This window comes from Rathayibacter sp. AY1A2, from assembly GCF_002930935.1.
Classification (GTDB): Bacteria; Actinomycetota; Actinomycetes; order Actinomycetales; family Microbacteriaceae; genus Rathayibacter.
The window spans coordinates 33646-46261 of record NZ_PSTP01000004.1; the positions used below are offsets into that span (position 1 = coordinate 33646).

Genomic DNA, 12616 nt, shown 5'->3' on the forward strand with positions numbered 1-12616 from the left:
GGTTTCCAGGGTAGGCGGCTCGTGCCCGGCCGGCCCGCCGCCACGCGCTGTCCCGCCGATGCCGTCGAAGGCCCGCGACAGCGGTCCTCGCGGCCCCCGTCACGAAATGAGCCCCGGATGTCACTGCCCTTCGCCGATCGCCTCCCGCTCTCGCGACAGGCGGCCGACCGCGACGGCGTCGGACGCTCGCGGCCCGCGCTCTTCGACGAGCTGCTCGCCGATCCCGCCACGCGCGTGCTCGTCCTGCACCACGACCGGACCCTGGTCGAGGCCGACCGCCTCCTCCTGCGCCGCCCCGAGGACGTGACCGCCGGCACCCTCCGGATCTACCTCGGCCGCACGCTCGCCGAGGCCCCCGGCGAGCCGGTCGGAACTCCCGTCATCGCGACCGTCCTCACCGACGCGGCCGCCGCCGAGCTCGAGCCCGACGAGGAGCGGTGGAGCGGCCTGCGCCCGATCGCCGAGCGCCTGAGCGACCGCGACGCGGGCCTGTTCACCGAGGCGCTCGCCATCGCGAACTGGCACGCCTCGCACGGCTACTCGCCCCGCAACGGCGACCCGACCGTCGTCGAGCAGGGCGGCTGGGTCCGCCGCTCGCCCACCGACGGCAGCCAGGTCTTCCCGCGCACGGATCCGGCGATCATCGTCTGCGTCCTCGACGCGGACGACCGCCTCCTCCTCGGCTCGAACGCGATGTGGGGCACCGGCCGCTTCTCCCTGCTCGCCGGCTTCGTCGAGCCGGGCGAGTCGCTCGAGGCCGCCGTGATCCGCGAGATCGGCGAGGAGTCGGGCATGCGCGTCGTCGACCCGCAGTACCTCGGCTCGCAGCCCTGGCCCTTCCCCGCCTCCCTCATGGTCGGCTTCACCGCCCGCCTCGCCGAGGACCAGTCCCCGGAGGATCTGCTCCCGGACGGCGAGGAGATCGTCGAGCTGCGCTGGTTCACCCGGCAGCAGCTGCACGACTCGCTCGAGTCCGTGCTGCTGCCCGGCCGCTCGTCGATCGCCCGCGCGATGATCGAGGACTGGTACGGAGGCGAGCTGGAGAACGGCCCGATCGCGTGACCCTGCTCGACGGTCTCGACGAGGGGCAGCGCGAGGCGGCGGAGGCGCTGCTGGGGCCGGTCTGCGTCCTCGCGGGAGCGGGCACCGGCAAGACCCGGACGATCACGCACCGCATCGCTCACGGAGTGGCGACCGGCGTCTACACGCCCGGCCGCGTCATGGCCCTGACCTTCACCAGCCGCGCCGCGGCCGAGCTGCGCTCGCGCCTGCGGGTGCTCGGCGCCGGCGGCGTCCAGGCCCGCACCTTCCACGCCGCCGCCCTCTCGCAGCTCGGCTACTTCTGGCCGCAGCTGGTGGGGGGCACGATGCCCCAGCTACTCGACGGCAAGGCGCGCCTGCTCGGGCACGCGGCCGAGCGGCTCCGCCTGAAGCTCGACACGGCGACGCTCCGCGACCTCTCGGCCGAGATCGAGTGGCGGAAGGTGTCCGCCCTCTCGCTCGAGCAGTACGCCGTCGCCGCCCGCACGCGCCCCCTGCCCGGACGGCTCACCCTGGAGCAGACGGTCGCGCTCGTGGACGAGTACGAGGGGCTGAAGGACCAGCGCCGCCAGATCGACTTCGAGGACGTCCTGCTCGTGACCGCCGGGATGCTCGAGTCCGAGCCCGCGATGGCGATGCAGGTGCGCGAGCAGTACCGCTTCTTCGTCGTCGACGAGTACCAGGACGTCTCGCCGCTGCAGCAGCGGCTCCTGGAGCTCTGGCTCGGCGACCGGAGCGACCTCTGCGTCGTCGGCGACGCCAGCCAGACCATCTACTCCTTCGCGGGTGCGCGGGCCGACTACCTCCTCGACTTCCCGTCCCGCTGGCCGACCGCCACCGTGGTGCGCCTGGAGGAGAACTACCGCTCGGCCGTGCCGATCGTCCAGACCGCGAACCGCCTCATGCGGGGCAGGCCCGGCGCCCTCTCGCTCCACGCCGTCGCCGCCGCCGAGGCGCCGGAGCCCGCGATCGACGCCTACCCGGACGACATCGCGGAGGCGCGCGGGATCGCGGCGCGGGTCGCGGCCGACATCGAGGCGGGGGTGCGCCCCTCCGACATCGCGGTCCTCTTCCGCACCAACAGCCAGTCGGCGGTCATCGAGCACGCCCTGCACGAGCGGGGAGTGAGCGCGCACATGCGCGGCGGCAAGCGCTTCTTCGACCTCCCCGAGGTGAAGCAGGCCGTGATGCAGCTGCGCGCGGCGTCCGTGTCGATCAGCGGCGAGCCGCTGTTCAAGTCGGTGAGCGACGTCCTCCGCTCGCTCGGCTGGAGCGCCGAGCCGCCGTCGGCGCCCGGTGCGGTGCGCGACCGGTGGGAGTCGCTGGACACGCTGGCCCGCCTCGTCGACGAGGCCCCTGCCGGATGGACCTTCCGCCAGTTCACCGACGACCTGATCGCACGCCAGCAGGTGCACCACGAGCCGGACCGCGGCGCGGTCACCCTCGCCACGCTGCACTCGGCGAAGGGCCTCGAGTGGGAGTCGGTGCACCTGATGGGGCTCGCCGAGGGCCTGCTGCCGATCTCGTACGCCGCCGGCCTCGAGGCGATCGACGAGGAGCGGCGCCTCCTCTACGTCGGCATCACCCGGGCCCGCCGGCGCCTGCGCCTCTCATGGGCGCGCTCGACGGTCGGCCGCGTCACGCGGAGGGAGCCGTCGCGCTTCCTCGAAGAGCTCGGCACGCGCACTCGGGGTGCGGCTCCCGCTCCCGCACGGTGAACGCTCCGGAGGCGTCGCTGTAGACCCGCTCGGCCGCGCGCAATCCTCGCCAGCCCGCGAGCAGTCGCCGCAGCACGGCGTCGGCGGCCGCCACGGCGATCGCGGCGCTCGCGAGCGGCGTGCGGGTGGGGGCCGTGCGGCCGAGCACCTGGATCACGAGGCGCGCGCGATCCGGGTCGAGGTCCATCCGGTCCCGCTCGGCGCAGTGCAGGCACGGTCCGGAACCCGGCTCGACAAGGGGTCCGAGGCGCACCGATTCGTCGCCGAACACCACCGCCAGGTGTGGCACATCGGCCGCGAGCCAGTGCGCGGCGCGGGCGGGGGCGACCGCGAAGTCGGCGATCAGCACGGCGAGGTCCGGCGTCCCGTCGTCGGCGACCAGCGAGCAGCCCTCGCTCCGGAGCAGCGTGCGCAGTGCGTCCGGTGCCGCGCCCGTCCCCTCGACGACGACCTGCGGTGCCGGGGGAGGGCCGCCGGGCTCGACGCTGCGCAGCAGGACCGGCCGGAGCGCCTGGAGCACCTCGTCGACCCGCGCCTCGCTCGCTCCGGCGCGCGCCGCGATCAGGCGGACGGTGCCGGCGCTGGTGCCCACGCGGAGGGCGTCGAGCAGCAGCTCCTCCGGGTAGCCGACGCCGTCCAGGACCGCGTGCGGCCGGTCGAGGCCGAGCTGCACCGCGGTCGCGGAGCGCCAGAGCAGGGGGAGTCGGGGATCGAGCCGGAGCACCATCCGGCGATCATGGCCGAGACCGGCCCGGCGCCGCGCGAGTTGTCCACAGGTGGGCGCCGGACGGGGGGTCAGACGGGGCGGTCGCCCGTGGGGGAGGAGCCGCGGTCGTCGTCGTCCGGCGAGCCGGCGTCGTCGGTCGTGTCCGGAGCGTCTCCGGAGGCGCCGTCGCCCTCGCGCGGCATCGTGCCGTTCAGCAGGTCCTCCAGCGCGCGGTCCATCTCGTCGGGCTCCGGGGTCTCGCCGCGGGCCTCGGCCGTGAGCCGGGCGACGAGCGCGCTCGGGTCGTCCAGGTCCTCCGAGCCGGGGAGCAGGTCGGGGTGCGACCAGAGGGAGTCGCGGGCCTCGGGCCCGACGGCGTCGGTCACGGCCTGCCACATCGCGGCGGCCTCGCGGAGGCGGCGCGGGCGCAGCTCCAGGCCGACGAGGGTCGCGAAGGCGGATTCGGCCGGGCCGCCGGAGGCGCGGCGGCGGCGGACCGTCTCGGCGATCGCCCCGGCGCTGGGCAGGCGGGTGGTCGCCGCCGCGGTGACGACGTCGACCCACCCCTCGATGAGGGCGAGGACGGTCTCGAGGCGGCCGTGCGCGGCGAGCTGCTCCTCCGTCTTCGGCGGGATGAGCGCGCCGGAGGTCATCGCGTCGCGGAGCTCCTCGGGGTTCGACGGGTCGAAGCCCTCGGCCAGCTCCTCGAGGCGGGTGGTGTCGATGCTGATCCCGCGCGCGAAGTCGGTGATCTGCGAGATGAGGGCGAGACGGAGCCACTTGCCGTGCCGGAAGAGGCGGGCGTGCGCGAGCTCGCGGACCGCCAGGTACAGCTGCACCTGGTCCAGCGGGATGTCGAGGCCCTCGCCGAACGCGGCGACGTTCTGCGGCAGGATCGCCGCGTCGTTCTCCTCCAGCAGCGGGATGCCGATGTCGCCGCCCGAGACGACCTCGGCGGCGAGCTGCCCGACGACCTGGCCCAGCTGCAGGGCGAACAGGGTGCCGCCGATCCCGCGCATCATGCCCTCGGCACCGGCGATCATCGCCTGCATCTCCTCCGGGGCCTGCTCGCGGAGCACGCGGGTCAGCGCGTCCGAGATGCTCAGCGCCACCGGCTCGGCGAGCTGGGTCCAGACCGGCATCGTCAGGGAGATCCACTCGAGGCGGCTGATCGAGCGCGGCGTGCGGCTCAGCTCGGAGACGTACGCGACCTCGTCGAGCCAGAGCGCGGCGACGCCGAAGGCCGCGTCGATCGGAGCCCGCACGGAGTCGGACACCGGCGCGGACTCGGCGCGCGCGAGCTGCTTCGCCTGCTCGAGCGAGAGCGTCCAGTTGACGCCGCCGTCGCCGTTCTGCTGCATCGCGCTCTGCAGCTGCGAGAGCAGGTTCTGCAGGGCCACCGGGTCGTTCGGCAGGCCTGCCGCTCCGGCGAGCTGCGAGGGGTCGACCGGGCCGTTCCCCGAGAGGAACTGCCGCAGCATCTCCCGGAACTCGTCCTCGGAGCCGCCGCCCGCTCGGTCCGCACTGTCGCCATCGGCCATCGGGATCAGCCCTCCGTCGCTCACCTGAATCCGGTCGCCGCACCGCCTCCGCGGCCCTGCACAGGGCGCCGGTTCCGGCGCGACTCCCAGTCGTGCAAGCTACGTTAGCCCGAGCGCCCGGGGCCTCGGCGTGCAGAGCACCGCTCGGGCCCAGCCCGCTTCCGCCCGCCGCGAACATCCCGGCGGAGCCGCTCCACCCGTTGCCAGAAAGGCCCCCGTGTCGCTGTTCTCCGACGACCCGCGCCCCTCCTCCTCCCCGCACCGCCCGTGGGTCGGACCGGTCGTCCTCCTCTCGGGTGTCGCCGTCGTGGTCGGTCTGGGCGTCGCGCCCGCCCCCTACGTGATCGAGCAGCCCGGCCCCGTGTTCGACACCCTGGGCAGCAGCAAGGACGTGCCCCTCATCTCGATCCCGGACCGCACCACCTATCCCACGGCCGGCACGCTCGACATGCTCACCGTGTCGGTCGTCGGCAACCCGCAGAGCCTGCCCACCTGGGTCGAGGTCGCGAGCGCCTGGTTCGACAGGACCAAGGCGGTCGTCCCGGTCGACGCGATCTTCCCTCCCTCCTCCACGGTCGAGGAGCGCGACGAGGCGAACCAGGCCGAGATGACCGACTCCCAGCAGGAGGCGATCGCCGCCGCGCTCACCGAGCTCGGCTACCCCGTCGAGCAGCGCGTCTCGGTCGTGCAGGTGCCCGAGGGCTCCCCGGCCGAGGGCGTCCTGGAGGCGGGGGACGAGATCCTCGCGGTCGCGGGCACCCCTGTCGCCGACGCGACCGCCCTGCGCGCGACCCTGCAGACCCTCGGCACCGGCTCCCCGGTGCAGGTCAGCATCGAGCGCGAGGGCGTCCGGCAGGAGGTGGAGGTCACGCCGCGCGACTCGAACGGCGCCGCCGTCATCGGCGTCCTCCCCGGAGCGGCCTTCGACTTCCCGTTCGAGGTCGACATCCAGCTGGACGACGTGGGCGGGCCGAGCGCGGGCATGATGTTCGCCCTCGGGATCATCGACAAGCTCACCGAGGGCGAGCTCAACGGCGGGCGGAGCGTCGCCGGGACCGGCACGATCGACGCGGCCGGCGAGGTCGGCGCCATCGGCGGGATCCGCCAGAAGCTCTACGGGGCGGAGGGCGCCGGAGCCAAGTACTTCCTCGCCCCCGCGACCAACTGCAACGAGGTCGTCGGCCACGTCCCCGACGGGCTCGACGTGCTCGCGGTCTCGACCCTCGACGACGCCCTCGCCGCCCTGAAGGGCATCGCCGCGGGCGACACCTCCGGGCTGCCGGACTGCAGCACCGCCTCTCCCCTCGACTGATCCCACCCGCCGACCCCGGGTCGACGCCCAGGTGAGCCGGACAGCCGTCGCATAGCATGGGTGGCCTCCCCTCACATCTCGACAGCAAGAGGCCCTCACGTGAGTTCCACAGCAACCGAAACCCCGCCGCGGAAGAGACGGAGCGTCCTCGCCGTCACTGTCGTAGTGGTGGCCGTCCTGGTGGTGGCGTTCTTCGTCTTCGCCGGTCTGTACACCGACATCCTCTGGTACGACCAGCTCGGCTTCCTCTCCGTGCTCACGACGCAGTGGGCGGCGGCGGGCGGTCTCTTCGTCATCGGCTTCGTCGCCATGGCGGTGCCGGTGTTCATCAGCCTGATGCTGGCGTACCGCCTCCGGCCGGTCTACGCGAAGCTCAACTCGCAGATCGACCGCTACCAGCAGGTCGTGGAGCCGCTGCGGCGCCTGGCCACCTTCGGGATCCCCGCGGTGCTCGGCCTCTTCGCCGGCGTCTCCTCCGCCACCCGCTGGCAGACGAGCCTCACCTTCTGGAACCGCACGCCCTCGGGCACCACGGATCCGCAGTTCGGCCTCGACACGTCGTTCTACCTCTTCGAGCTGCCCTTCTACCAGAGCATCGTCGGCTTCGCGTCGGCGGTCCTGCTGATCTCGGCGTTCGCGACCCTCGCCACCGGCTACCTCTACGGAGCGATCCGGGTGAACGGCCGCGAGATCCGCATCTCGAAGGCCTCGCGCATCCAGCTGGCGGTCATCGCCGCCCTCTACCTCGCCGTGCAGGCGGTCAGCCTCTGGCTCGACCAGTACGCGACGCTCGCGCAGCAGGGGCCCCGCATCACCGGCGCCACCTACTCCACCGTCAACGCGACGATCCCGGGCCTGCAGATCCTGGCCGGCATCGCGGCGCTGGTCGCGATCCTCTTCGTCGTCACCGCCTTCATCGGCCGCTGGCGCTTCCCGGTCATCGGCACCGCGCTGCTGATCGTGTCGAGCCTGCTCGTCGGCTCCCTCTACCCCTGGATCGTGCAGAAGTTCCAGGTCGAGCCCAACGAGCGCACGCTCGAGCAGCCCTTCATCCAGAACAACATCGACATGACGCGCCAGGCCTACGGCGTCAGCGACGTCGACGTCATCCCCTACGACGCGACCACGGACGCGGAGCCGGGCGCCCTGCGCTCGGACGCCGAGACCACCGCGAACATCCGCATCCTCGACCCCGCCGTCGTCACCGACGCGTTCTCGCAGCTGCAGCAGTTCCGCCAGTACTACAAGTTCGGCGACACGCAGAACGCGCTCGACGTCGACCGCTACTCCATCGACGGATCGACGCAGGACGCCGTGGTCGGCGTCCGCGAGCTGAACCTCAACGGCCTCGGCACCAACCAGACCTGGTACAACCAGACGCTGGTCTACACCCACGGCTACGGCCTGGTCGCCGCGTACGGCAACCAGCGATCGGCCGACGGCGAGCCGGTGTTCATCGAGTCCGGCGTCCCGACGACGGGCGACCTCGGCGACTACGAGCCGCGGATCTACTTCGGCGAGAACTCCCCGCCGTACTCGATCGTGGGCGGCAACGACTCGCGCGACATCGAGCTCGACTACCCCTCGGGCACCGACGGCGCGCAGCAGACCTACACGACCTTCGACGGCGAGGGCGGCCCCGCTCTCGACAACGTCTTCAAGAAGCTCGTCTACGCGATCAAGTTCCAGTCCGAGCAGATCTTCCTCTCGGACGGCGTGAACGACGACTCGCAGATCCTCTACGACCGCGATCCCGTGCAGCGCGTCCAGAAGGTCGCGCCGTACCTCAAGCTCGACTCCGACGCCTACCCGACCGTCGTCGACGGCCGCGTGAAGTGGGTCGTCGACGGGTACACCACCTCGGCCGACTACCCGTACTCGGAGGTGCAGAGCCTCTCGCAGGCGATCGCCGACACGAACACGCAGCAGCAGTTCCCGACCGACGACGTCAACTACATCCGCAACTCGGTGAAGGCGACCGTCGACGCGTACGACGGCAGCGTCACGCTCTACGCGTGGGACACCGAGGACCCGATCCTGCAGACCTGGCAGAAGATCTTCCCGACCACGGTGAAGCCCGTGAGCGACATGTCGGGCGAGCTGCTCAGCCACGTCCGGTACCCGGAGGACCTCTTCAAGGTCCAGCGCGCGGTCCTCGGCACTTACCACGTCACCGACGCGGGCTCCTTCTACTCCCGCGAGGACGCCTGGGCGACGCCGAACGACCCGACGAGCGGAGCCGCGACCACGGCCGCCGCGACCGGCACCAGCCTGCAGCCTCCGTACTACCTGACGCTGCAGACGCCGGATCAGGACGTGCCGTCGTACTCGCTCTACTCGACGTACATCCCGGCGAGCGTCCAGGGCGCGCAGGCCAGCCGCAACGTGCTGACCGGCTACCTCGTGGCCGACTCCGACGCCGGCTCGACGGCGGGCTCCGTGGCCGACGGCTACGGCACGCTCCGCCTGCTCGAGCTGCCGAAGGACGACACGGTGCCCGGCCCCGGCCAGGTGCAGAACGCGTTCACCACCGACCCGACGGTCGCGAACGAGCTGAACATCCTCTCCCGCGGCGACACCACCGTCACGAGGGGCAACCTGCTCACGCTGCCGGTCGGCGGCGGCCTGCTCTACGTCCAGCCGATCTACGTGCGCTCCAACGGAGACACGAGCTTCCCGCTCCTGCAGAAGGTGCTGGTCGCGTTCGGTGACGACATCGCCTTCGAGGACACCCTCGACGCGGCCCTCGACAGCCTCTTCGGCGGCGACTCGGGAGCCGACGCGGGCGACACCGGCACGCCGACGACTCCGGACGCCGGCACCGGCACCTCGGGCGGCGACACCGGAGGCGACGCGGGCGGCACGACCGGCGGCACCGGCTCCACGCCGGCCACGGGCGACCAGACGGCGCTGCAGCAGGCGCTGAACGACGCGCGGGACGCACTCACGGCTCGCGAGAACGCCCTCAAGGCGGGCGACCTCACCGCCTTCGCGGCGGCGGACGAGCAGCTGACCGAGGCGCTCTCGCGGGCGCTGCAGGCCGAGGGCGGCCAGTAGCCCGCATGGTGCAGGTCGACCGCGGCGAGCACCTCCGCTCGGGGGAGTGGCTCGAGCTGAACCGCACGTACTGGGAGGAGCGCACCGGCGAGGGTGTGCTCCACCCGGAGCTCGTCACCGCGGCGCTCCTCGACCCCGGGCCGAGGATCCTCCAGCTCGGCTCGGGCGACGGGCTCGACGCGCTCGAGCTCGCCGAGCGCGGCGCCCGCGTGGTGGGCGTCGACTTCTCGATGCCCGCGGTGCGCCGAGCACGCGCCGCCGCCGCGGACAGGGACCTCGCCGGCTCCGCCCGCTTCGTCTGCGCGAACCTCTACGAGCTGCGGCACATGCTGCCGGAGCCCGACTCGTTCGACGTCGTGCTCTGCAGCGCCGGCGTCGTCTCGTGGCTCCCCGACCTGGAGGAGTGGGCGCGGCTGGTGGAGTGGTTCGTCGCCCCCGGCGGAGCGGTGCTCGTCGCCCCGTCGTCGTCCGCTCCCGTCGGCGCCGACGTCCGCACCTGGTCGCGCACCTCGTCCGAGCTCGCAGCCGCCCTGACGGCGGTCGGGCTGAGCGTGGACGAGAGCGTCGTGCTGCGCGCCGCCAAGCCCGCCTGAGACCGGAGCCCGCTCCCACCGCCGCGTCGATTTGCATCGGCGCCGGAACGCGTGTAATGTCTCTTCTTGTGCCGCGGGGTGGAGCAGTTCGGTAGCTCGCTGGGCTCATAACCCAGAGGTCGTAGGTTCAAATCCTGCCCCCGCAACAAGAAAGCGAAAGCCGGTCCGGAGAAGGGCCGGCTTTCGTCGTTAACACGGGTCGCGGACGTGCTTCCCGCGGCTGACAGTGCGCGGGCCGAGACCTCAGTCGCCCTCGATCACGCTCAGCACGTTGCCCGCCGGATCGCGGAACCAGCAGATAGTCGGCCCGTGGCCGCGCATCACTCCGTCCGCATCGGTCGGCAGCGACGGGTCGTCGTAGATCGCCGTGGTGACGCCTGCCGCGTGCAGCTCGGCGACCGCCGCGTCGACGTCCTCCACCGAGAAGTTCAGGATCGTGAACGACGCCGGCTCGTGGTCCGGCTTCGGGTACGCGATCGCGCGGCCTCCGCCCGGCAGCCGGATGTCGAGGATCCCCATCGCGTTCAGCTCGACCTCGAGCCCGAGCACTCCGCCGTAGAAGGCCCGCGCCGCCTCCACGTCGTCCACGCTGAAGCCGCTGAAGGCCCTCTCGCTCCGGATCATCGCCGTCCTCCGTCCCGCGGCCGCACCGTCGCGCCCGCTCCGCTCCGGACGCTACTCCGGTCGCCCGTCCGCGTCACCGTCGGATCCGCCCGCGGCGCCGCCGACCGCGAGCCGGTCTCGCGCGACCCGCATCCGCGGACCGGCCTCCCGACGCTCCGCGCCGACGCGTGTGCCGGACCGGCCCGCACGTTAGGCTTGACCCCGATGCGAGGGGTGCTGCTGTGAGGGACGAACGCGGAGACGACGGCTCGAACGAGGGGCTCGGCGGCCGCCCGACCCGGCGGAGCCTGCGGCAGGCGCCGCACGCGCTGCCCGCGGCACGCGTCGCCACTCCGGTCCTCACGCCCGTCCGCCCCGTGCGGCGCCGCCGGGGCCGTGTCTTCCGCGCGACCGTCAGCACGGTCGCCCTCGCCGCCATCGCGGGCCTCGTGGCGGTCTCCGCGCTCCCCGCCTACTCCTTCGACCCGGCACCCGATTCGCAGGCCGCCGTCGAGGCCGCCGCCCGCGTGCAGGCGCTCGGCAACCAGAAGCTCACCGTCGCGGCGACCGCGGTCCAGGAGCAGGTCATCCGCGACTCCTTCACCGCACCGACCCAGGCCCAGCTCGACGAGGCGGCCGCCCAGGCGCGCGCGCTCGCCGCCGCCGAGCAGGCCGCCCGCGACGCCGAGACCGCCCGCCTCGCCCAGGAGGCGCAGGCCGCGGCAGGCACGACCGGCGCGGACGGCGCCGCCGCGGGCAGCGGCGGCACCAGCACCTCGGTCACGCCCCGCGAGGAGGGCGACGACTACCCCTGGCGCGACCAGCTCACCGACGACCAGGGCGGCGGCCTCTCGCCGCTGCGGTACTACTACCGCGAGTGCGTCGACTTCGTCGCCTGGCGGATCAACCGCGACCAGGGCTCGACGAGCGCACCCTTCAAGTGGACCTGGGGCAACATGACCCCGGGCGGGGGCAGCGCCTACGCGTGGGCCGGCCAGTGGGCCTCCCACGGCTGGGTGACCAGCAGCACGCCCGTCCCCGGCGCGGTCGCCTGGTTCACCGGCAACCACGTCGCGTACGTGCAGGCCGTCAACTCCGACGGCACGGTCTCGCTCGAGGAGTACAACTGGGGCAACGACCACGCGTACCACAAGCGCACCATCCCGGCCTCCCAGGTCGCCCTCTTCCTCTACCCGCCGAGCTGATGACCGGCGCCGTCGGCATGGCCGTGGCGCAGTTCGCCCCCTCGACGGACCGGGAGGCGAACATCGCGACGATCGGGCGCCTGGCCCGGATCGCCGCCGAGCGCGGCGCGAGCATGGTGGTGCTGCCGGAGTACAGCTCCGCCTTCACCGATCCGCTCGGGCCCGAGCTGGTCGCGGCGGGCGAGGCGCTCGACGGCCCGTTCGTCACGGCTCTCGCGGCCCTCGCGCGCGAGCTCCGGATCCACCTCGTGGCGGGCATGGTCGAGGAGATGGACGGGCGCCGCATCGCGAACACGCTCGTCGCGCTCGACCCCGAGGGCGCGCTCGTGGCCCGCTACCGCAAGCTGCACCTGTACGACGCCTTCGGCCAGACCGAGTCGGAGTGGGTCGCCGCGGGGGAGATCGCCGCACCCGAGACGTTCGAGGTCGGCGGCCTCGTCGTCGGGCTGCAGACCTGCTACGACCTGCGCTTCCCGGAGGTCAGCCGCTGGCTGGTCGACGCCGGGGTCGACGTCATCGCGGCACCGGCCGAGTGGGTGCGCGGCCCGCTCAAGGAGGCGCACTGGCGGACGCTGGTCACCGCCCGCGCGCTCGAGAACACGGTGTACCTCGTCGCAGCCGACCAGACCCCGCCGATCGGGGTCGGCACGAGCATGATCGTCGATCCGATGGGCGTCGAGACCGTCACCCTCGGCGAGGTCGAGGATGTCGCCGTCGCCTGGGTCTCGCGCGAGCGGATCGACGCGGCGCGCGCGAAGAACCCCGCTCTGGCGCTGCGGCGCTTCCGGGTGCTGCCGCTCTGACCGCCGCCCCCGGCCCGACGGCGCCGGGCATCCGACC

The 12616-nt window shown here is 73.0% G+C and carries 10 protein-coding genes and 1 tRNA gene; 8 read left to right on the plus strand and 3 right to left on the minus strand.

Annotated features, from left to right (window positions below; all coding sequences use genetic code 11):
- The first annotated feature begins 117 nt into the window (after positions 1-117).
- Both nudC and C5B93_RS05640 read left to right on the plus strand, forming a co-directional pair.
- Complete coding sequence (nudC, locus tag C5B93_RS05635; protein ID WP_104233180.1) at positions 118-1062, plus strand: NAD(+) diphosphatase; 945 nt, start codon at positions 118-120, stop codon at positions 1060-1062.
- Entirely contained in the window at positions 1059-2759 is a 1701-nt protein-coding gene (locus C5B93_RS05640; RefSeq protein ID WP_104291998.1) for an ATP-dependent helicase, read from the plus strand. Before nudC ends, C5B93_RS05640 begins: the two co-directional genes overlap by 4 nt.
- Here the strand turns inward: C5B93_RS05640 and C5B93_RS05645 are convergent.
- Positions 2680-3486 carry a hypothetical protein gene (locus C5B93_RS05645; RefSeq protein WP_104291999.1) on the minus strand — a complete coding sequence of 269 codons (807 nt, stop codon included), beginning with the start codon at positions 3484-3486 and terminating at the stop codon, positions 2680-2682. The genes C5B93_RS05640 and C5B93_RS05645 overlap by 80 nt on opposite strands.
- Before the next feature lie 68 nt (positions 3487-3554).
- Positions 3555-5006 (minus strand): zinc-dependent metalloprotease, encoded by a 1452-nt coding sequence (locus C5B93_RS05650; protein WP_104238192.1) that lies wholly within the window; start codon positions 5004-5006, stop codon positions 3555-3557.
- Positions 5007-5223: 217 nt separating this feature from the next.
- Here C5B93_RS05650 and C5B93_RS05655 point away from each other — a divergent pair, with 217 nt between their 5' ends.
- The 4 genes from C5B93_RS05655 to C5B93_RS05670 all read left to right on the plus strand — a co-directional run bounded on the left by C5B93_RS05655 (position 5224) and on the right by C5B93_RS05670 (position 10114).
- Entirely contained in the window at positions 5224-6318 is a 1095-nt protein-coding gene (locus tag C5B93_RS05655) for a PDZ domain-containing protein (protein ID WP_104292000.1), read from the plus strand.
- 99 nt (positions 6319-6417) lie between these two features.
- Positions 6418-9375 (plus strand): UPF0182 family protein, encoded by a 2958-nt coding sequence (locus C5B93_RS05660; protein WP_181027225.1) that lies wholly within the window; start codon positions 6418-6420, stop codon positions 9373-9375.
- 5 nt (positions 9376-9380) lie between these two features.
- Positions 9381-9968, plus strand: coding sequence for a bifunctional 2-polyprenyl-6-hydroxyphenol methylase/3-demethylubiquinol 3-O-methyltransferase UbiG (locus C5B93_RS05665; RefSeq protein ID WP_104292001.1), 588 nt, complete (start codon positions 9381-9383; stop codon positions 9966-9968).
- Between the two features lie 72 nt (positions 9969-10040).
- Positions 10041-10114, plus strand: a tRNA-Met gene (locus C5B93_RS05670).
- A gap of 97 nt (positions 10115-10211) precedes the next feature.
- On the opposite strand, the gene C5B93_RS05675 is transcribed toward C5B93_RS05670, so the two are convergent.
- Positions 10212-10592, minus strand: a complete 381-nt coding sequence (locus C5B93_RS05675) for a VOC family protein (RefSeq protein ID WP_104226951.1) — start codon at positions 10590-10592, stop codon at positions 10212-10214.
- A gap of 221 nt (positions 10593-10813) precedes the next feature.
- Here C5B93_RS05675 and C5B93_RS05680 point away from each other — a divergent pair, with 221 nt between their 5' ends.
- Both C5B93_RS05680 and C5B93_RS05685 read left to right on the plus strand, forming a co-directional pair.
- Positions 10814-11776, plus strand: coding sequence for a CHAP domain-containing protein (locus C5B93_RS05680; RefSeq protein WP_104250123.1), 963 nt, complete (start codon positions 10814-10816; stop codon positions 11774-11776).
- The gene (locus tag C5B93_RS05685; RefSeq protein ID WP_104292002.1) at positions 11776-12579 is read left to right on the plus strand and encodes a carbon-nitrogen hydrolase family protein; all 804 of its coding nucleotides are present in this window, start codon (positions 11776-11778) and stop codon (positions 12577-12579) included. The genes C5B93_RS05680 and C5B93_RS05685 overlap by 1 nt, the downstream gene beginning before the upstream one ends.
- Positions 12580-12616 lie beyond the last annotated feature (37 nt).